The sequence below is a fragment of the Aeromonas sp. 603404 genome, from assembly GCF_049171775.1.
In the GTDB taxonomy this organism is placed as follows: Bacteria; Pseudomonadota; Gammaproteobacteria; order Enterobacterales; family Aeromonadaceae; genus Aeromonas; species Aeromonas veronii_A.
This window is the reverse complement of sequence record NZ_JAAKPE010000018.1, coordinates 60,241-80,938: the sequence shown is the minus strand read 5'-3', so window position 1 is coordinate 80,938 and position 20,698 is coordinate 60,241. Positions and strand designations below refer to the sequence as shown.

General features: G+C 60.6%; 17 protein-coding genes. 9 read left to right on the top strand and 8 right to left on the bottom strand.

Features of this window, described 5'->3' with window-relative positions:
- The first annotated feature begins 386 nt into the window (after window positions 1–386).
- The gene (tmaR, locus tag G5306_RS19115; protein WP_005336024.1) at window positions 387–704 is read left to right on the top strand and encodes a PTS system regulator TmaR; all 318 of its coding nucleotides are present in this window, start codon (window positions 387–389) and stop codon (window positions 702–704) included.
- A 208-nt stretch (window positions 705–912) separates the two neighbouring features.
- Window positions 913–3,996, top strand: coding sequence for a transglycosylase domain-containing protein (locus tag G5306_RS19110; protein ID WP_309508295.1), 3,084 nt, complete (start codon window positions 913–915; stop codon window positions 3,994–3,996).
- A 109-nt stretch (window positions 3,997–4,105) separates the two neighbouring features.
- Here G5306_RS19110 and yidA read toward each other — a convergent pair whose 3' ends face one another.
- The 4 genes from yidA to G5306_RS19090 form a co-directional block, all read right to left on the bottom strand.
- Window positions 4,106–4,915 carry a sugar-phosphatase gene (gene yidA, locus G5306_RS19105; protein WP_421206052.1) on the bottom strand — a complete coding sequence of 270 codons (810 nt, stop codon included), beginning with the start codon at window positions 4,913–4,915 and terminating at the stop codon, window positions 4,106–4,108.
- Window positions 4,916–5,029: 114 nt separating this feature from the next.
- Window positions 5,030–6,697, bottom strand: a complete 1,668-nt coding sequence (locus G5306_RS19100; RefSeq protein WP_421313479.1) for a FapA family protein — start codon at window positions 6,695–6,697, stop codon at window positions 5,030–5,032.
- 255 nt (window positions 6,698–6,952) lie between these two features.
- Window positions 6,953–8,101 carry a CinA family nicotinamide mononucleotide deamidase-related protein gene (locus G5306_RS19095; RefSeq protein ID WP_421313474.1) on the bottom strand — a complete coding sequence of 383 codons (1,149 nt, stop codon included), beginning with the start codon at window positions 8,099–8,101 and terminating at the stop codon, window positions 6,953–6,955.
- Between the two features lie 53 nt (window positions 8,102–8,154).
- On the bottom strand, window positions 8,155–9,393 hold the full coding sequence (locus G5306_RS19090) for an HD-GYP domain-containing protein (RefSeq protein WP_005336014.1): 1,239 nt from the start codon (window positions 9,391–9,393) through the stop codon (window positions 8,155–8,157).
- 144 nt (window positions 9,394–9,537) lie between these two features.
- Between G5306_RS19090 and metA the strand changes: the two genes are divergently transcribed.
- The gene (gene metA, locus G5306_RS19085) at window positions 9,538–10,485 is read left to right on the top strand and encodes a homoserine O-acetyltransferase MetA (protein ID WP_042053667.1); all 948 of its coding nucleotides are present in this window, start codon (window positions 9,538–9,540) and stop codon (window positions 10,483–10,485) included.
- Here metA and G5306_RS19080 read toward each other — a convergent pair whose 3' ends face one another.
- Window positions 10,486–11,004, bottom strand: coding sequence for a cyclin-dependent kinase inhibitor 3 family protein (locus G5306_RS19080; protein WP_040067125.1), 519 nt, complete (start codon window positions 11,002–11,004; stop codon window positions 10,486–10,488).
- Between the two features lie 143 nt (window positions 11,005–11,147).
- On the opposite strand from G5306_RS19080, the gene G5306_RS19075 reads away from it, so the two are divergent.
- Window positions 11,148–11,618 (top strand): Lrp/AsnC family transcriptional regulator, encoded by a 471-nt coding sequence (locus tag G5306_RS19075; protein WP_005336001.1) that lies wholly within the window; start codon window positions 11,148–11,150, stop codon window positions 11,616–11,618.
- A 91-nt stretch (window positions 11,619–11,709) separates the two neighbouring features.
- Here the strand turns inward: G5306_RS19075 and G5306_RS19070 are convergent, their stop codons facing one another.
- Window positions 11,710–13,674, bottom strand: a complete 1,965-nt coding sequence (locus tag G5306_RS19070; protein ID WP_421313473.1) for an LTA synthase family protein — start codon at window positions 13,672–13,674, stop codon at window positions 11,710–11,712.
- A gap of 259 nt (window positions 13,675–13,933) precedes the next feature.
- On the opposite strand from G5306_RS19070, the gene G5306_RS19065 reads away from it, so the two are divergent.
- Window positions 13,934–14,191 (top strand): DUF2442 domain-containing protein, encoded by a 258-nt coding sequence (locus tag G5306_RS19065; RefSeq protein WP_266134719.1) that lies wholly within the window; start codon window positions 13,934–13,936, stop codon window positions 14,189–14,191.
- On the opposite strand, the gene G5306_RS19060 is transcribed toward G5306_RS19065, so the two are convergent.
- Entirely contained in the window at window positions 14,188–14,448 is a 261-nt protein-coding gene (locus G5306_RS19060) for a hypothetical protein (RefSeq protein ID WP_201943140.1), read from the bottom strand. The two genes, G5306_RS19065 and G5306_RS19060, sit on opposite strands and share 4 nt — an antisense overlap.
- Between G5306_RS19060 and G5306_RS19055 the strand changes: the two genes are divergently transcribed.
- Window positions 14,437–16,404: a TonB-dependent copper receptor gene (locus G5306_RS19055; RefSeq protein WP_421313471.1), complete on the top strand. Its 1,968-nt coding sequence runs from the start codon at window positions 14,437–14,439 to the stop codon at window positions 16,402–16,404. The two genes, G5306_RS19060 and G5306_RS19055, sit on opposite strands and share 12 nt — an antisense overlap.
- A gap of 109 nt (window positions 16,405–16,513) precedes the next feature.
- Window positions 16,514–18,142 (top strand): alpha-amylase family glycosyl hydrolase, encoded by a 1,629-nt coding sequence (locus tag G5306_RS19050; RefSeq protein WP_421206058.1) that lies wholly within the window; start codon window positions 16,514–16,516, stop codon window positions 18,140–18,142.
- A gap of 83 nt (window positions 18,143–18,225) precedes the next feature.
- On the opposite strand, the gene G5306_RS19045 is transcribed toward G5306_RS19050, so the two are convergent.
- Window positions 18,226–19,665: a RimK family protein gene (locus tag G5306_RS19045; protein ID WP_201982819.1), complete on the bottom strand. Its 1,440-nt coding sequence runs from the start codon at window positions 19,663–19,665 to the stop codon at window positions 18,226–18,228.
- A gap of 186 nt (window positions 19,666–19,851) precedes the next feature.
- On the opposite strand from G5306_RS19045, the gene G5306_RS19040 reads away from it, so the two are divergent.
- Entirely contained in the window at window positions 19,852–20,373 is a 522-nt protein-coding gene (locus G5306_RS19040; RefSeq protein ID WP_005363198.1) for a GNAT family N-acetyltransferase, read from the top strand.
- A 31-nt stretch (window positions 20,374–20,404) separates the two neighbouring features.
- On the top strand, window positions 20,405–20,650 hold the full coding sequence (locus G5306_RS19035) for a DUF3624 family protein (RefSeq protein ID WP_042053656.1): 246 nt from the start codon (window positions 20,405–20,407) through the stop codon (window positions 20,648–20,650).
- Window positions 20,651–20,698 lie beyond the last annotated feature (48 nt).

The window sequence follows — 20,698 nt, the reverse complement described above, 5'->3', positions numbered from 1 at the left end:
AAGGCCTTTTTGCTATGGGCGGTTTTTACCCACTAACCCCGATGGTTGCACACCAGAACCAACACAAAGCCCAGTCTTACGACCGCGCGTTGGTGTTTTTAGCGTGTTAAACAGCCTGTATTAGCATTTATCTGCAGGAAGAGAACTAAAAATCCTGTCATTTCCTCCATTTTCTATCTATATCAAGCCCTTATCTGATGGATTACTGGCTATTTTAACTGGTTTACTTTTGGCCAAACTCTGTTCATGGCGCGCGATTAGGGTTGTATCTCGCTTATAACTCGGTAGAGTAAGGGCATCTTGAGTTTGCCTGTCCCGCGCCGAGTTTGCCGGGTTCCAGGTGTAACTTGGCCAGTTTTTATCAACCTTAAGTCAGTGGTATCGATATGGAACAAGTAAACAAGTCCACCTTCAGCGATGTACTGGAATATGTGCGTATGTCCCGTCGCCAGAACAAACTCAAGCGTGAAATTGCGGATAACGAGAAAAAGATCCGTGACAACCAGAAGCGCGTGCTGCTGCTCGACAACCTGAGCGACTACATCAAGCCGGGCATGAGTATTGATGATGTGCAGGCGATCATCGCCAACATGCGTGCCGACTATGAAGAGCGCGTGGATGACCACATCATCAAGAACGCCGAGCTTTCCAAAGAGCGTAAAGAGCTGAGCACCAAACTGAAGGGCATGAGCTCTCACAAGTAAGCGTTCAGCTTTTGCTTAAAAGACACCGGCCACTGGCCGGTGTTTTGTTATCAGCTCTGATCTCTGCCACTCCTGCAACAATCGGCTCCCCTTTTTAGAATTGCCCTGTTACCATCACTACAAAGCGGTCAATAGTTTCAAGCCATTGACTTGAAAAGACTAAGCTTGAGTGAAACACAATAAATTGCGCAACCATGGTGGGGCTGATATGGGCGCATCAGAACAGACGGATTTGACACAAGTGGCATCTCAAGATTCATCTGTCCAGACCTCGGACGGGAACCCAAAGCGCAAGCGCCGTCCCTGGTGGCGTTGGCTGTTCTGTTTTCTCTTTTTATTGTGCCTGGGGGCGGTGATCGCTCTGGTTGGCTATGAGATGAAAACCTCGAAGCTGCAATCTCAGGAGATATCCCGTTATGCCGCCAAGCTCACCTATCAGGTCGAGCCTGGCCAGAGCAAGCAGATCGCATTCCCTGAGGATGGCCCGTTCGACAAGCGGCTCGGCTATGTGCAACTGCCGATGATGCAGGAGCGTTTGCTTCAGCGGGGCTATGAAGTCAGCAAGCAGGTGCATTTCTCCGACGCGCTCTATGACTACGCCAGTCGTGGCTTCTTCGTGCCCTATACCGAGAAGGTGCAGGCTGGCCTGACGTTGCACGATTGCCGCGCAGAACCTTTCTATCAATTCAAGTATCCGACCCATCACTATCCGGATTTTGACTCAATTCCGCCGCTCGTCATCCAGTCGCTGCTGTTTATCGAGAACCGCGACTTGCTGAGCAACGAAGAGCCGTTGGCCAACCCGGCGGTCGACTGGCCCCGTTTTGCCAAGGCCGCGCTCTCTCAAGTGGGCAAGGCGCTCGATATGCAGGATCAATCTGCCGGTGGCAGTACCCTGGCGACCCAGGTGGAGAAGTATCGCCACTCGCCGGATGGCCTGACCCTGTCGCCGACCGAGAAGATCCGTCAGATGGCCTCTGCCAGCGTGCGTGCCTATCGTCTCGGGCCGGAAACCCTCGAAGCGCGCAAGCTGGTCGCCTGGGCCTACCTCAACTCGGTACCGCTCTCGGCTGCGCCGGGATATGGTGAGGTGCATGGTTTGGGGGATGGTCTCTGGGTCTGGTTTGGTGCCAATGTCGATGACGTGAACCGTCTGCTGGACCCCGCCCGCAACCAGAACGCACCGCTGGCCGAACAGGGACTTGCCCTGCGTCAGGTTGTCTCTTTGATGATTGCGCACCGCCGTCCCTCTTACTATCTGGCTCAGGGGCGAGAGGCGCTGGCTACCCTGACCGACAGCTACCTGCGCCTGTTTGTGCAGGAGGGGATGATCACGCCACCTCTGATGGAGGCGGCGCTCAAGGCCAAGATTACGTTCCGGGACTTCCTGCAGTCCCCGGCTATCACCCGGGTGAACAATAACAAGGGGTTGCAGGTTGCCCGTACTCGCCTGAGCCGTCAGCTCGGGGTGCAGCTCTATGACCTTGACCGGATGGATCTGACCGCCGATACCAGCCTCAACATGCCGCTGCAGAACGAAATCTCCCGTTATCTGCAACAGCTGGCCGACCCGACGTTTGCCGCTCAGGTGGGACTGTTTGGTGAGCGCCTGCTCTCGCCGGAGAAGACCGGCGATGTGCGCTACAGCTTCACCCTGTTCGAGAAGTCGCCGGATGGGTTCAAGGTGCGGGTACAGACCGACAACACCGATCAGCCGTTCGATATCAACGAAGGCTCCAAGCTGGAGTTGGGCTCAACCGCCAAGTTGCGGGTACTGACTACCTATCTGGAGATCGTGGCCGAGCTGCACGACAACTATGCCGGGATGCCGGTCGAGAATCTGCGCAAGCTGGCTGCCGTCTCTCAGGACAACCTCAGCCGTTGGGCCATCTCCTATCTGATGACGGCTCAGGACAAGAGCCTGCCTGTGATGCTGGAAGCGGCGCTGGATCGCAAATACTCCGCCAGCCCCAACGAAGGGTTCTTTACCGGTGGCGGCATGCACACCTTCAACAACTTCCGCCGCGAGGATAACAATCGCATTCCGACGTTGCGTGACTCTTTGCGTGAGTCGATTAACTTGCCCTTTGTACGGCTGATGCGCGATATCGTGCGCTACAGCCTCTACAAGGAGGGCAACCGTGCCCAGTTGCTGAAGGACGACAAGGATCCCCGTCGTCAGGAGTATCTGGCCAAATTTGCCGACAAAGAGGGCCAGACCTATCTGCTGCGCTTCTGGCGCAAATATCGCGGCAAGACTCCCGAGGAGCAACTCGATACCTTCCTCGACGGTCTAAAGCCGAGTGCGGTACGTCTGGCGGCGGTTCACCGCTACCTGATGCCGGAAGCCAGTGAAGCTGCATTTGCTGCCTTCCTGGCGGAGCGGTTGCCGCGGGAGAAGTTGAGCGCCAAGCGGGTCAATCAGCTCTACGTCAGCTATGGCCCGGGCAAGTATTCACTTCCGGATCAGGGCTACATCGCCCGGGTTCACCCGCTGGAGCTGTGGCTGCTGGCCTATCTCAAGGAGTTCGACAAGGCCACCTTTGCCGACGCGGTGGCGGCCAGTCGTGACGAGCGGCAGGAGGTCTACAGCTGGCTGTTCAAGACTCGCCATCGCAGTGCTCGTGACAGCCGGATCCGCACCATGCTGGAGGTTGAAGCCTTCCTCGATATCCATCAGCGCTGGGCCAAGCTCGGTTATCCGTTCGACCATCTGGTGCCTTCGCTGGCGACCGCGTTGGGTAGCTCCGGCGACCGCCCGGCAGCACTGGCCGAGCTGATGGGGATTATCCAGAATGGCGGTATCCGCTCGCCAACTTTGCGTATCGAGCACCTCTCGTTCGCCAAGGGGACGCCCTTCGAGACCGAGTTTGAGCCGCAGCACACCGAGGGTACCCGGGTGATGCCAGCAGAGGTGGCGGCCGCCCTGCGCAGTGCGCTCTCCAAGGTGGTTGAAGGGGGCACGGCAAGACGTATCGCCGGCGCCTTTACCCTGCCGGATGGCACTGTGCTGCAGATGGGGGGCAAGACCGGAACCGGGGATAACCGGATTGAAACCGTGGGCCGTTATGGCAACGTGACCAGCTCACTGGCGCGCAACCGCACCGCGACCTTCGTTTTCTATCTGGGTGAGGATCACTTCGGTACCCTGACCGCCTATGTACCGGGTAGCCAGTCTGACAAGTTCCGTTTCACCTCGGCGTTGCCGGTGCAGGTGCTCAAGGGGATGGCTCCCCTGCTGACGCCTTACCTGCAACCGGGCTCACATACCCAGTGTCTGGCGAACCAGTGATGCGAGCGAATTAACGCTCATCACGCAGATAACTGACCAGAAAAAACGGGGAGGCTGACAGCCTCCCCGTTTTTATTTCCTTATCGGGCGCAGCGGTGCTCGATTGCGATCAGGCATTCAGTACGAACTGCTCGATCACCTGAGCCACGCCATCTTCATCGTTGCGGGCAGTGGTGTGCTGGGCGAGAGCCTTGATCTCGTCGGTGGCATTGCCCATCGCAACCCCGAGGCCAGCGTACTCGATCATGTGGCGATCGTTGCCCGCATCCCCGACGCAGATCACCTGATCGGCGGTCAGGCCAAGATGCTCGGCCAGTGCGGCGACGCCGGTTCCCTTGTTGCTCTGCTTGTTCATGAATTCAAGGAAGAAGGGGGCGCTCTGTACCACGGTATAGTGCTCATAGAGCTCTGCAGGCAATCGCTCGATGGCGCGGGAGAGCTGGGGCGGCTCGTCGATCATCATCACCTTCATGATCTGCTCGTCGGCAGGCAGGGTAGCGAAGTCGATCAGATTGATCGGCATGCCGATCAGGCGGGATTCGTGCTCGGTGTAGGTGCTGACACGGGGGCTGATCAGGCCGCGGGTGACCGAGAAACCATGGACGTTTACCTCCAGCTCGTCAGCCAGTTTGGCGACGGCGCTGGCGTCACTACCGGTCAGCAGCTGGCTGCGGATGATGCGCTGATCGGCCACCTGCTGCACCAGGGCGCCGTTGTAGCAGATGACGTAGTCATGTTCTGTGGTGAGGCCGAGCTCTTCCAGATAGCGGCTCATCCCTTCCAGCGGGCGGCCGGAGGCCAGCACAACGGTTACCCCTTTGGCGCGCGCGGCGCTGATGGCGGCGTGGGTGCGGGGAGTAATCTGGCCCTGCGGGTTGAGCAGGGTGCCATCCATATCCAATGCGATCAGCTTGTACATCTCTCACTACCTGAGTCTGGGTGGCCCGCCCGGTGGGGCCAAGGAAGTGGCGAGTGTAGCGAAAATCGGCGGCGGGATCACGGCCGGTTCAGCGATGGGGCCGTGCCGGTTTAGCTATTTGTGTCCCTCGTAAGGGGTCATCTCCAGGGTTTCATCATGGATGGTCAGGCGGGTAGGGCCTCGGGTGATGGTAACCTTGCGTTTGAAGCTGGCCATCTCGACCTCGATGCCGGAGTAGAGGTGTTGGGTGGCAATGACCTCCATCTGAGCCATCAAGTTTCGCAGCTCCTCCTGGTTGGCGGTGAGCTGCTCATCGAGCTGGGCCAGTTCGGCCAGCTGATGGTCCCGGATCGGTTTGAGCTTGCGCAGGGTATCCGGATTGCGCTTGTCACCGGGCAGTTGCAGCAACTTCATGACCAGCTCCTTGATTTTCTCCAGCTGGGCCTGACACACCTGCTGGCGCAGCTTGAGCTGGTGTTCCTGCTCCTTGTGGGTGAAGTAGCCGCCAAGGATCTGCAGCCGGGTATGGTTGGCGGCCTCGGCCCCCAGGCTGGGAGCCATGATCAGGCGATTGGCAATGCTGGTGCCCCCCAGCAGAGTGCCTTTGCGCATGTTGCTATCGCCTACCTTGATATCTTGTCCGCTGCGGGAGTAGCAGTGGCTGAGCTGGCTCTGGATCTGGATATCCCCCCCCGCTTCCAGCTGGGCATACTGGGCGTAACTGGCGTGGATCTCCCCTTGCGCATTGAGCTGGCAAAGGTACTCCCCCTGCTCGTTGCGGCGGCCAATGATGCCGTGGCGTACCGTAATGCTGCCCCCCGCCGCGATCCAGCCCCCTTCGATAAAGCCGCCAATCACGATGTCACCGCTGACCCGGATCTTCATGCCCGGGTTGACGTCGCCGCTGACGATTAAGCCCCCTTCAAAATCAATATGGCCGTGGCGGGCATCCACCTGTTTTACGCTGAGCACCTCGTCCACCTTCATGCCTGCTTTCTCCTGACAGGGTAGGCCAGCCCGACCGGCAATCAGCAGGTCGGGATCGTCGGGGGAGATAAAGGTGCCCTCGCCAGCACTCATCGGACTGTCTTTGCCATCCTTGGCGGGTAGGTCCTGACCGGTCACGGTAAAACCGGGTACCCCGACGGTGGCCGGATGACGGCGCATCAGCGGAGCGCCGGCCTTGACGGTGACGATGGAGCCGAGATCCCGCAGGTCGACCTTGCCATGCCCCAGCTCCTGCGGTTTGAGGATCCGTTCGGCCGGGGTCTCCACCAGCCGCTCATAGCGAGTGTCCTGACCATTGACGGCAGGCTGGCCGTTGGCAATCACCAGCTTGAGCTGACTGCCGGGGGCGGCCTCCTTGGCTGACTGGATGGCAGCGGTGAGCAGTTGCTCACTCACCCCCTGTTTGATTTCGCTGATGGCGATCGCCTCTTTCAACTGTTCCAGCGTCACATACTTGCCACCCCAGTCGGCAGTGATCTGGGCGATGGCGCTCATGCGATCCTTCTCCACTATTACGGCGAGTCGGGCATCCTGACGCTTGCCGACAGGGATGGGGTTGGCGGGGACGGGGGCGGCAGGGTTGGTGAGCAGGGTATTAAGCAGGCTGATGGCCTGTTTGATCCCCTCGGGCAGCGGCTGATAGCGGCGACAGTTGGAAGCGAGCAGCAGAGCCTGCACATCCTGTTCCGTGACAGGTTTGGTGAGACCGGCGGCAATCCGCAGGCAGACCAGTTCCATATCGCTTGATAGCAGCAACCACTCTTTGCTTAACACCGCATCTCCTTGCTGGATGAGAACGGAGCGATCGGCTCGTTCCTCTACTGTCATTTAATCTCTCAATGATTAATAAAGCGAGTCACCAACCCTGAGAGTGGGCAGTATTCAGATATTTCCTCTGAATGGTCAATGAATTGAAGTCAAATCGGTGATGGCGGCCAGATAAATGTGGGCGCTGTTTGGAAACGGAGTGAAAAGACGGATCGCAGCGCCAGCGACATAGGGTCGCTGGCAGGGGAATGGCGGTTCTTATCAGCTGCGCAGGGCTGTTCTGACCAAGGTGAGGTAATCGCCGAGCACCGGCTCACCCAGCATATGGCGGCGCAGCATGTCGAGGGCGGCAAAGGCGAGGATCTTGCGGCGACTCTCCGGGTCGGGGTGGCTGACCTTGACCGTCTGACCGATGTGCTTGCCATCGGCGCTGAGCAGCAGTGGTACCCCCTCTGTGCCCTCTCGCCCTATGGTTAGTTGCAGGCCCGCATCGGTTGTCGGCAGTTGCGCCAGCTCATCGGCCAGTTGCGTACTGAAGTTGGCCTCCAGCCGGGGATGGCCGTGACAAAGCGTCAGCAGCGTACCGCCACTCTCCCCCTCCAGCAGAGCGAGCGGTTTGCCTTGCAGCAGCGCCAGGATCTGCTGCGCCGGTTCCGTATCTCCGCTGCCAACCAGCCAGGGCTGGATCGTATCCAGCAGTCGGCGCTCTGCACTCTCCATGTCCGCGGTGCTGGCGCCGTGGCCGATCAGTTTCAGCTCGATAAGGGGCATGGAGGAGCGGTAACCCAGCTCGATACCAGCTGGCCAGGGTTCGGCATCCAGCATATCGCTGAGCGCCGACTCCGAGACGCCGAAGGTGTAAAAGCGACGCAGCTCGGTATCGATCTGCGCACCGGCCAGCTGTTTGAGGCGCGGCAGAATTTGCTCGCGCACCATCTGTTTGAACTCGAACGGCACGCCCGGGGTGAAGAAGAGCTGGCTCTGGCCACTTCGCACCACAAAGCCGCAGGCGGTGCCGACCGGGTTGTCGAGGATCTCGCTCCCCTGCGGCAACCAGGCCTGTTTGGCATTGCTTTGTGCCATGGGGCGACCACGGCTGGCGTAGCGGGCCGTGATGGTAGCAAGCCAGTCGGGGAAAAGGGTGAGCGGCTGTTCAAAGGCTTCAGCTGCCGCCTGAGCAGTGAGGTCGTCGGCGGTGGGCCCGAGCCCGCCACTCACCAGCACCACCTCGGCGCGGCTGGCACTCTCTTGCAGCACCGTTTTCAGGTCGGCGAGGTTGTCCCCTACCGTCAGGCGACGGCGCACCTGCCACCCCTGTTCCAGCAGCAGAGCGCTGAGCCAGACCGCGTTGGTATCCACCACCAGACCCGTCAATATTTCGTCTCCGGTACTGATGATCTCGATACGCATGGCAGGCTCCTTGGATTAAACGGGTGGCAACGGTTGGCCTCGGGCCAACACAATCAGGCTTTGTTGTGCTCGAAGTAGTAGCTGATCCGGGTACGCGGATTGAGGTACTCGAACACGGCGGGCGGCAGCCGTTTGGGGTGGATCACCTTGGCGATTGACAGTTCGGCTTGCTGCAGGTCGATGATGGCGGCTTCCTGACGGGGAATGCGCGGATCGTAGACCAGCACCGAGGGGTAGAGCAGGCGGGAAGCGTTGACCGACATTACCAGCCCCACCTGACCGTTGGAGAGTTGCACCACGCTGCCGGGGGGATAGATCCCCATCAACCGGATCAGCATGCTGAGGTACTCCGGATTGAACTGCGCCTTGCGCTGCTTGTAGAGGCCGCTCAGGGCCGAGTAGGGCACCTTGGCCTGCATGTGGCAGAGGTTATCGTACTCGTTGATCAGCGACACCATCTGGGTCAGCGGATCGAGCTGGCCACCCTTGAGCCCTTCCGGCCCGCTGCCATCGAGATATTCATGGTGATGGAGCACGATCCCCTTCGCCTCGGCCGGGAAATCCTTGGCCAGATTGAGCAGATCCAGCCCGTAGCGCGGGTGCTGGGCCATCAGGTTCTGCTCCGGCTTGGTCAGCGGCTCGGTCTTGCGCAGGATTTGGCTCGGGATCTTCAGCTTGCCGATATCGTGGAACAGCGCCCCCATGCCGACCTGACGGATCTCGTCGGCCGTCATGCAGCACTCCTTGGCCAGCAGCATGCTGAGCACGCTCACATTGAGGGAGTGGAAGTAGAGGTTGTTGCCATCCTCGCTGTCGGAGACCAGATGGAGCACCATCTCGTCAACCGAGAGCAGCTGCTCGGTCATGGCGTTGACCAGCTCCTGCGCCTCGCCGATGGCATTGAGGGGGCGTGACTGGATCTTGCTCATCACGCTGCGCACCTGCGCCAGCGACTGCTGAAACTGCTTCTCGCACTGCTGCAGATTGCGGCGATAGAGTTGCAACTGCTCGATGCGGCGATCTTTCTCCTGCTGCATCTGGGCCTGGCGCTGGGCGGCGTCTGCGCTCTCTTGTTGCTGAGGCTGTACCTGATTGAGGGGCTTGGGCGGAACGTCGCTCTTGTCGGGAATGATGGTGACCAGTTTCAGGCCGAGACGGCGGATCAGCTCGATCTCTTCTTCACTTTTGATCTTGAAGCTGGAAAACAGGAACGGGTGTTCGCGCCACCCCAGTGGCAGGGATACATAGTTGCCGACTTGCAGTCGATCTACGGAAATCTTGATACCGGTCATTATCTTGGAAGCAGGAGACACACTGAGCCGTATGCTAGTCAAAGGCGGGGGGGAATACAAAAGGTATCTGATGACAGGGCAGGAGCTTTATTATAGGCTTCTGGATGTCCAGACATATTTACCGATGCAGTACAGGGAGTAAGCATGCCGATCAAGATCCCGGATCAGTTACCCGCCGCCGAAGTGCTGGGGCAGGAGAACATCTTCGTGATGACGGAATCCCGGGCCGTCACCCAGAACATCCGCCCGCTGCGGGTGCTCATCCTCAACCTGATGCCAAAGAAGATTGAGACCGAGATCCAGCTGATGCGGATGCTCTCCAACTCGCCGCTGCAGGTGGATGTGGATCTGCTGCGCATCGATGACAGGGAGTCAAAGAACACGCCGCAGGCCCATCTGGAGAACTTCTATCACGACTTCGAGCAGGTGCGTGGCAACAACTACGACGGCATGATCATCACAGGGGCGCCGCTCGGGCTGGTGGAGTTCGAAGAGGTGGTCTACTGGCCGCGCATCGTCGAGATCATCGAGTGGTCCCATCAGCATGTCACCTCCACCCTGTTCCTCTGCTGGGCGGTGCAGGCGGCGCTGAAAGCCTTGTATGGTATGGAGAAGCAGACCCACGGCGAGAAGCTCTCCGGGGTTTATCGCCACCATCGCCTCGATGAGCACGAGCCGCTGCTGCGCGGTTTTGATGACGAGTTTGTGGCGCCCCACTCCCGCTATGCGGCATTTGATGGCGATCTGATCCGCGCCCAGACCGACTTGCAGATTTTTGCCGAGTCAGAAGAGGCGGGGGTCTATCTGGCGGCGACCAAGGATTGTCGTCAGGTGTTTGTCACCGGGCACCCGGAGTACGATGCCCTGACGCTGGACGGGGAGTATCAGCGGGATCTGGCGGCGGGGCTCGACCCAGCCATTCCGGTCAACTACTACCCGAATAACGATCCGAGCCGGACGCCGCGCGCCAGCTGGCGCAGCCACGGTCATCTGCTGTTTGCCAACTGGCTCAACTACTACGTTTATCAGCTCACCAGCTATCGGGTGGAAGATATCGGCAAGGTCTTTACCTACGACCAGGGAGGCAAGTAGTCAGTCGCCCTGCGCCAGCCGCTCGGCCAGCTGGTCGAGCCACTGGCGGTGGCAGGCCAGGGTAAATGCCTTGGGTCTGTGGGCCTTGATGGCGGCCATCGCCTCTTGCTGTGGCTGGCCGAGGGTCATCAGCAGCGCGGCGGCGACCAGACCGGTACGACCGCTGCCCCCTTTGCAGTGGATGACCAGATGTTTGCCATCCCCCAGCAGCTCGCGCAGCTGCGGCAGCGCCTGTTGCCAGGCAGCCTCGAAGTCGGTGTCGGGGGCCAGATCATCCTCGATGGGCAGATGGAACCAGCGCATCCCTTCGTGCTCGACCTGCTGGCCGAGCTGCGCCAGTTCGAGTCGGATCAACTCGGCGCTTGTCATCAGGGTCACTACTCCGTGGGCACCGGCCAACCGCAGTTGATCGAGCGCCAGGGTCAGCGGCACCTGCTGGGTGCCGGGGCAGGGGGTCAGCAGCAGCTGACCGTCGACACGGGGAACCTCAAGGCTCCAGAAGGGGTGATACGGGTGCATGGCGGATCCTCGCGTGGTGGCCGCAGGGCTGCGACCGGTGAATGGCGCCAAGGATAGGCGGGGCAGGGGGGATGTCAATGGCCGTTGTGTTTGCCCCGGTTTACGGGCAGAGTCTAAAAAATTGAGCGGTTCAAGGAGTTAAGATGAGAAACCTGGATCAACTGGATTTGGATATCCTGGCCCATCTGTTTCGGGATGCGGGCATGACCAACAAGGATCTGGCCGCGCTGGTCGGTGTTGCCCCCTCCACCTGTCTGGAGCGGGTGCGCAAGCTGCAGCAGGATGGCGTGCTCAAGGGGGCACACTGCGAAGTGGATTATCAGGCCCTCGGTGGCCATATTCAGGCCATGGTCTCTCTGCAGCTGGCCCGCCACAGCCGCCAGATCATCGATGCCTTCCGCGATGCCATTCTGGCGCTACCCGAAGTGATCAGTCTGTTCCACATGGGCGGCAAGGATGATTTTCTGGTGCACCTGTGTGTCTCCGATACCGAGCACCTGCGCAACTTCGTCTTCGATCACTTCACCTCCCGCGAAGAGGTGGTGCACCTCGAAACCTCGCTGGTATTCGAGCACAAGTTCAGCCGCTCCCTGCCCTGCTTTCCCCAGCCATAACGGCCAGTGGGCCGACAGTATGAATAGATGGAAAAAACCGCCAGCTGGCGGTTTTTTCTATTCTGCTATGGGTTGAAGCAGCACGAGCGGCTCAATTGGCTGCGGTGCGTTCATCCTTGGCCGTCTGATAGATACTCTTCTGATAGGCCATGCTGCCCCACAGGGCAAGACCAAGGGCATCCTCTTTCAAAGCGTCCGGCTGCGCCGCCAGGGTCAGCTTCTCGCTGGCATTGTCGTAGACATAGCCCTCTGCCGCCCGTTCCGGTTGCAGGATCACCACATCCTTGCCGCGCATCAGGGCGAAGTTCTTGTCGTACTGCATGATGGCGCGTCCCGGCCAGTCGGCGGGCATGCGCGTCAGATCCTTGCCGAGCATGGGGTAGTCGGCACTGATCCCCATCAGGGAGAGCAGGGTAGGCGCCATGTCGATCTGGCTGACGATGCGCGGATCCTTCTTCGGTGCAATGCCGTCGCCCACAATGACGCCGGGGATATGGAAGCGGGGGATGGGTACCAAACTGGCGCCACCGACCCGGCTGTCGTGATCGGCGATGACCAGGAACAGGGTGTCTTTCCAGTATTCGGACTGTTTCGCCTTTTTGAAGAACTCGCCGATAGCGTAATCCGCATACTTGGCCGCGTTGTTGCGGGTCTGCTTGGGCTGCTCGAAGAGTTCGATGCGGTTGTCCGGGAATTCGAACGGATCGTGGTTGCTGGAGCTGAACACCAGACTGAAGAAGGGTTTGCCCTCCTTGTGCAGCGCCTTGAAGGTCTCGTCGGCCTTGGCCATCAGATCCTCGTCGGAGGCGCCCCAAGAGCCCTTGAACACCGGATTGTCGAAATCCTTCTGCTCGACGATGGTGGTGAAGCCGTTGCCGAGGAAGAAGCTGCGCATGTTGTCGAAGTGACTCTCGCCGCCGTAAATAAAGCTGGTGTCATAACCCCGCTGTTTGAGCAGATCCGCGATGGTGAAGAAGTTGGTCTGGCTCTTGCCGAGTTTGACCACCGCCTGTGCAGGGGTCGGCGTGAAGCCGGTCAGTACCGCCTCGATACCGCGTACCGAGCGGGTGCCAGTGGCGTAGAGCTGCTCGAAGGCCCAGCCCTGCTGCGACAGGGCGTCGATGTTGGGGGTAAGCGGCAGGCCGCCGAGGGAGCCGACAAACTGGGCACCCAGACTCTCCTGCAGCAGGATCACCAGATTCTTCGGTTTACCCTGGAAGCTCGCCTCGTTGAAGGTCTGGCTGGGCAGCAGATCGGAGTTGAAATCACTGGCCGGACGGCCACTCTCCTTGCGCATGACTTCGAGCACCTTCTGAGGGGTCATCTCACCGTAAAACTGGCCGGCATCCTCCTCGGCGCCCATCTGTTTGATGGCAAAGAAGAGGGAGTAGGCGGAGTTGACGGTGAGCGAGTTGACCAGCGGATCCTCGGCAAAGGCGACCATGGCTGGGTTCAGGGCGCGGTGGCCGAGACTGGAGCGGGCACCGAGAAAACCTATGGCCAGAATGAGCAGGGCGAAGGCCGGACGCAGATACCAGCGGGGGAAGCTGAGACCGCGTACCAGACGGCCGCTCAGCCACCAACCGCCGGTCAGCACGGCGCCACTGAAGAGTAACGCTAGCAGCAGCTCGGCTTTGCGGCCCGCCCACAGCATGGCGAACACCTCTTTCGGATAGATGAGGTACTCCACATAGAGACGGTTGGGACGCACGCCATACTCGGTGACAAACGAGGGGGTCGAGATCTCGAGGAACAGCATCAGCCAGAGTCCGACGGTCAGCCAGACGCGCATCAGTTGCAGCCAGCCCCGGCCGATGGCATGGGGGCCTGCCAGCAGCAGAGTGAGCATGGCGGGGACACCCCAGACCCAGCAGAGGGTCGCAAAGTCGACCCGGATCCCTTGCTGCAGCATCTCCTGCCAGCCGGCCACGGCATCCACCCGTTCCAGTTGCCAGAGACCGAGGGCGATTCGGCTGAAAGAGAGAGAAAAAAGCGCGAGCGCGCAGAAGACGGCGTAGGGCCAGAACGGGCCGAGTCGCTGTTTTAGATTTGTCATGTTTGTTCCTGAATGAGACTCTAAACGTCTGTCCACAGACGTTTTTTTAGTTGTTGTGAGGTTATGACAGATCGAATTGGTTAAGGTTGCATTCAAGTTTGTTAAAAGTCGGCATTAACACATTTATCATCTAAAAATGTGATGTCGCGCGCTTAATGAGCACAGCATAACCTGCTGGATAAAATGTGAGCCACAGCGTGTATGGATGGAGCGCTGGTGTTTATAATTGCCGCGAATTATCTCAATCGGAGCCGAAGGGATGCCGGTCTTTATCGATGTCGAGTATGTGCGGGGATGGCGCCTGTTTCTGGTGTTATCGGATGGCACCACGGGTGTGCTGGATCTGACCCCCTGGCGAACCCAGCCGCTGTTTGCAAAGCTGGAGAGCGAGCGTCACTGCGCCCGGGTCTTCATCAACCGTTACCACCAGCTGGAGTGGCCTGTTGGCTGCACGCTATCCGCTCATGAGGTCTATCACCTCATCTCTCCCATCGATGAGCGGGAAGCCTTCAGCTAATCCCCATTTTTTGTGAGCCAACGCCAGCTTCCTGTTACTGGAATGTTTGCCCGTTTGCCTTTTTGAGCCAACTTGGGTAAAACCTGCGCAACATTTTGCCAACTTGCCTTCGCTTCACCTGACAGAGGCTTGCCGCTTTCGCGCCGCAGGCCTTTTTTGCGGCCTGACGGCAAACCTTTCCCTTGCTGAAAGGTTTGATTGGTTGAATGAAAATAACAAAACAAACAAATACATAAGGAAAATGTATGGCTTGTCATATGCGCACACCCCTTGCCCTGCTGGTTGGTGGACTCGCCTGTCACGGCGCTGCCGGTCAGGAGTCGGTGCAACAGCTGGACCCCATGGTGGTGGTGGCAACCCGCCCGGCCAGCACACTTGAAGTGATACTGGATCCCAAGAAGCCCGGTTCCCCCATGCCCGCTGCCGACGGTGCCGGTTATCTGAAGAATGTCACCGGCATGAGCATGGTGCGCAAAGGGGGGCTGGGTGGTGACCCCGTGCTGCGGGGGATGGGGATGTCCCGTCTCAACGTGCAGATGGATGGCGGCATGCTGGCTGGTGGCTGTGGCGGCCGGATGGACCCGCCCACCGCCTATGTGTTCCCCCAATCCTTTGACCGGATCCGGGTGCTGAAGGGGCCGCAATCCCTGGAGCAGGGTGCCACCCTGGCGGGAACTGTGCTGTTCGAGCGGGACAGGCCCGAGTTCACCGCGCCGGGTCTCAAGGCCGATGCCTCGGCCCTCTATGGCAGCTTTGGCCGTGATGATCAGATGGTGGATATGACGGCGGGTTCGACCGACGGCTATCTGCGCGGTCAGTTCACCCACTCCGACAGCGACGATTACCGCGATGGTCACGGTAACAAGGTGCGATCTTTCTATCGCCGCGAGAACGGCACCGCCCAGCTGGGCTGGACGCCGGGGGAGCACACCTGGCTGGAACTCACCGCCGAGCGTAGCAATGCCCGTGCCGCCTATGCGGACCGCACCATGGATGGCCCCATGTTTGATCGCGAATCCTTCGGGCTGAAGCTCAAGCAGGAGCAGATCACCACTCACTGGCAGCGCAGCGAGCTGACCCTGTGGGACAACTACATCGACCACATCATGGACAACTTCAGCCTGCGGCAAAACAGCGGCATGAAGATGCTCTCCAACCCGGATCGCCGCAACACAGGTGGGCGCTGGGCCAACGATATCGCCCTGCCTGCCGACTGGCTGCTGACCGCCGGGCTAGACAGCAACCGGGATCAGCATCGCAGTCGGAGTGGGGTCGACTATGCCACCAAAGATCGTCAGCGCACCCTGCGTTTCGAGCAGCAGGGCGGCTTCGCCGAACTGGGTCGTCAGCAGGGGGCCCACAGCTACAAGGGCGGTTACCGTCAGGATAGGGTCGAGACCACCCGCTATGGCGCCGGTGAACAGACCCTCTACAGCGATACCCTGAGTCTTAACAGCGGGTTTGGCCGCTACGAATATCAGTGGTCGCCACGCTGGTCCAGCTATCTGGCCTGGGGGCAGGCAGAGCGTGCGCCGGACTACTGGGAGCGCAGCAAGGACAGTACCCCGTTCACCCTCAACCCGGAGCGCAGTCGCCAGTGGGATGCGGGGTTGGCCCTGCGCAGCCGCGAGCTGGATCTGACCCTCTCCCTCTTTAGCTCCGATATCAAGGACTACCTGCTCTACAACAGCAAGTCAAACAAGGTGCGCAATATCGATGCCCAGACCCGGGGGGGCGAGCTGGAGGGGCGCTGGCAGTTTGCCGATCAGTGGCGTCTCGATGGTGGTCTGGCGGTGGTCTATGGCGAAAACCAGAGCGACAACAAGCCGCTGGCCCAGATGCCGCCGCTTGATGGCAAGCTGGCGTTGGGCTGGCAGCCGGACGAGGCGCTGAGCTTTACCCTGCTGGGGCGCGCGGTGGCGGCGCAGGATCGGGTAGATCTCTGGTCCGGTACCGTTGCGGGTCAGGATCAGGGTGAGACTCCGGGCTTCTTCACCATGAACCTGAGCGGCGCCTGGCAGTTTGCCAAAGGGTGGCAGCTCTCGGCCGGGGTGGACAACCTGTTCGACACCTTCTACTACGAGCACCTCTCCAAGTCGGTGCACGCCAGTCAGGCGGGGTTGGGCTACGAGCAGAGCGGCCGCATCCCCGAGCCGGGCCGTTCCTATTGGCTCTCTGTCAACTACCGCTTTGCCTCGGCAGGGGTGCTCTAACCAGTTGAGTCAGATAACGTTTTCAGTCACAGACACCGCTGTGTGAGCATCGCTATCATGGTGAAAAACAGGCGTATCAGACGCCTGCTCTCACAGCGGGAACATAACAATGAAACAGGGAACGTTACGCTATGGCGGCCTGCTCGGGGCCGCCCTGTTACTTGCGGCTTGCGGCGGCAGCGGTAGTTCAGGTGGGGAGAGTTCTCCCCCCGTCGTCAATCCGCCGGTCACCCACCCTCCGGTCGCCACGGCCAGTCGTGCCTGCTATGGCGACGATCAACCCGCCTGCAACCTGCGCATCTATCAGGTAATGGTGGAGTCGTTTGCCGATGGTGACGGCAGTGCCAACTACGGCGTCGGCTATGGCCCCTCCCAGCACAACGGCGATCTGCAGGGGATCATCGACAGTCTCGACCACATCAAGAGTCTCAACGTCAACGCTATCTGGCTCACCCCGGTGTTCGACTCCTGCGCGGGGCAAGGCGGTGATAACAGGCTCGATGCCACCGGCTACTTCGCTTGCGACTTTTTCACCGTGGATCCCAACTTTGGCAGCAATGCCAAGCTCAAACAGCTGGTGGATGGGGCGCACCAGCGCGGCCTCTATGTCTTCCTCGACGGGGTGTTTGGCCACGTCAACAAGGTGGGGGTGAGCAAGCCCTCGCCAGAGGGGCGTCTGCCAGCCCTCACCAGCGGCGGTGCGGGTTATCCCGGCCAGCTGGTGGATTACAGCAAGCCGGAGAGCCTCGCCTACTTCAAGGAGGTGGCCCGCTATTGGGTCGAGCAGTACGGCATCGACGGCTGGCGCCTCGATCAGGCCTATCAGCTTGGGCTGGATGATTGGCGCGCCATTCGCAGCGAAGTGGAGCAGGCCAGCGCAGCGCGCAAGGCGGCAGGGCAGCAGTGGGGCACCCTTGGCTACATGGTGGGCGAGGTGTGGAAGGGGGCTGACGACATTCGCGCCCAGGCTTACGGCAGCAGCGACAATCCGGCGCTCTCCTCGGCGTTCGACTTCCCGTTGCGCTACGGCATCGTGCAGGCGCTGGCGGTGGAGGAGTCCGGCAAGGGCGGACAGGGGGCCAGCGTGCTTGACGCCAGCTGGAACAAGGTGGAGAACTACCCGAATCATGCCATGCCGAACCTGATGCTGGGCAACCACGATCTGGTGCGTTTCGGTGATCTGCTGGAGCGTGGCAACTTCAAGTCGACCGAGTACTGGCAGCGCCACAAGGCAGCCTTCAGCTTTATGGCGGCCCGCTCCGGCCCCATCACCTTCTACTATGGCGAGGAGTTTGGCGACGAGGTGCCGGGCTTTGCTGCCAAGGTCAGCGGTGACTGTGCGGCACAGGGCTTGTGCGACGATCATGTGGCCCGCAGCGATGGCAAGGTGCCCGCTGTCACCGGTTTTGTGCCGGGTAGCGAACAGGCCGAGCTGAAAGAGTGGCTGGCCCAGTTGCTGGCGATGCGCACCGCCCACCCCGCTCTCTATCAGGGGGAGCGAGTCAAACTGGTGGCCGAGGGCAGCCTCTATGGTGACATCAAGCAGACGGCGGGGGAGCAGATAGTCTACCTGCTCAACCTCTCCACCACGGCGCTCAGCTACAACCTGCCGACGGGCAAACTGCGCAGCGGCAGCGCGCTGGTGGATCTGCAAAGTGGCGAGAGTCTGGCTATCGGCGGCAGCAGCGTAACGGTGGAGATACCGCCCTTGAGCGGGCGTTTCCTGCGTCTGCAATAAGTCAGCCACAGCACGCTTTGATATGAGAGAGGGCCCCATCGCGGGGCCCTCTCTGTCATTGTGGGTGACAAAGTCATGGCGGGTTATGCGGTGGTCTGGCCCCGGTTTTCCAGCCGCTGGCGGAAGGCACGGGCCAGTCGCTCGTAGAGATCTTGCGCCTCCTTGTCTTCGATATCGCCGCGGATCCAGGGGTTGTCGACTATCTCCAGCAGCACGCAGTCACGCCCTTGCTGGCGCAAGTCGAGCCCGTAGAGGCCATTGCCGAGCTGATGGACGGCGCGGCGGGCGGTCTGCAGTACCCGCTCCGGCACCTCGTTAAGCGGCAGCGCCTCGATCCGGCTCATGTCGAGAGGGTGCTTGCGGCGGCGGATGCGGTTGCCGGGCTCGGGCCGGAAACGGCGGCAGGCAAACAGCGGAGATCCATCGAGAAAGCCGATGCGCCAGTCGAACTCGGCGGGGATCCGGCTCTGCACCAGCAGCAGGGCGGAGCGGCCCAGCCCCTCGTCCAGCAGGCGGGCCAGCTGTTGCTCGTCGCTGGCCATGGCGAGATCGCGCCCCTGTGCCCCGTCGGGCACCTTCACCATCAGCGGCAGGCCGAGCCGCTGTACCAGCTCATCCACATGGTGGCGGCCGCGGCGGGTGACCACCATGGTGGGCGGCATGGGCACGCCGCTGCGCACCATCAGCTCGTAGAGGTAGAGCTTGTTGCTGCAGGCGAGGATGGCGCGGGAGCTGTCGATCACCGGCATCTTCAGCTGTTCGGCACGGTGGGCAAATTCGAAGGTGTAGTGGCCGACCGCGGTTTCGGCGCGCAGCCAGAGGGTGTCGAACTCCGGCAGCCGCTCTATGGCCGACGGTGGAAGGATCTCGGCCCGGATGCCTTGGGCGGCAGCAGCCCGGATAAAGCGCTCCAGCGCCAACCCGTCACTGCTGGCACGGCCATCATCGGGATCCACCAGAATGGCGAGCTGGTAGAGCGGCGCCGCCTGCTCCTCGTCACCGGTCCCCACCAGTGCCTGGGCGTGGTGCAGCATCAACTCTTTCTCGCTTGGGCTCAGCTCCAGCGGTGACAGGCTCTGCTGCTGGCGCACCGACCAGCCGTGGCGGCCGCGCTTGAGGGTCAGCTCCTGCAGCGGCAACTGGCTCAGGCCATAGTAGTAGCGGGCCAGCCCCGCCAGCTCGCTCTGTTCACACTGGCCGAAGATGGCGCGGACTCTAATCCGATCCTCGCTCTGCTGGGCCAGCCACCCTTGCGCTTTGCGCCACAGCTTGGCCGGTGGCTGCTGGGGTTGCAGTCGGCTGATGGCCTGCAGACCCGGCAGGCAGTGGTGGCCGCGGGCCTGGGCCAGCAGCGAGCAGTAGTAGCCTGCGCTAAGGTGTTCCAGATTGCGGCAGAGGTTGATGATGCGGGGCCTCCCGCCGGTGGTCGGCACGCCATGTTGCAGATAGGTGCGGGCGGTCAGCAGATAATCGGCATGGCAAGGCCAGTCGCCCAGCTCTTCGACGATGACATAGGTACTCATATTTTCGGCTCCACAGATCAGACTGCCTGAACAGGCAGGATCCCCAGTGGGCTTCGATGCACCGACAAGCACGACAATGGCGCGAGGGGAAACAAGAGGTTACAGTGCCTAATATGACGCCTTGGTAACTTGTGATACAAGTCGCATTTTTGGTGCTGAGGATAAATAACCGAACAAGGACTCCCCGTGTTGACCGTACGTGCGGCCCGAACCGATGATCTGGGCGCCATCGTTAATCTGGAACGCTACTGTTTTCCTCCCGAAGTCGCCTTTGGCCGCAGCCGCTGGCACTATCTGCTGGCCCACGCCAAGGGGCGCACCCTGTTGCTGCTGGACGAGAAACATCAGCTGATGGGCTATCTCTGCCTGCTGGAGCACAGAGGCTGGGATCGGCTGGTCATTCAGGCGCTTGCCATCCGCTGGACGGTGCGTCGTCTGGGCTGGGCCCGCCGTCTGCTGGAGCAGGTGATCCGCGAGGGCAAGGCCGCTGGCTGGGGGGCGATTCGCCTCGAAGTGGGGGACGCCAACGAAGAGGCGCTGGCGCTCTATCAGGGATTGGGATTTCGTCCCCAGCAGCGGCTGGCGGACTACTATGGCCGCGACCAGCACGCCCACCGGCTGGTGCTGCCGCTGGTGAGCGACGAGGAGCGTGAGCGGCGCAGAGTGGCTCGCACTCAGGCGCGCAAGCCCTCTGCGCAGGCCAACTGATCATGTTGAACGAGCAGAATCGAGGAGCAGGATGAGCTGCGACAACTGTCTTGCCACCGCTATCAGAGCAAAGCTGGGGCGCTGTCCGGTCTGCGCCATCCAGACCTTCATCATCGGCCTGAGTGGCTGGCTGGTCTGGTGGTGGTGCGGTGCCGACACCTCGGTCAACGCCCTCACCGGCCTGCTGTTTGCGCTGGGTGGCTCGGGCTTGTTGCTGCTCCATCTGGTGGTATTTGTCTGGCGCAAGGCGACCGGACGTGAATTGAGCGATGAATGAATCTTAATAGATTCAAATAGATAAATAACAATATCGGTGTAGATATGG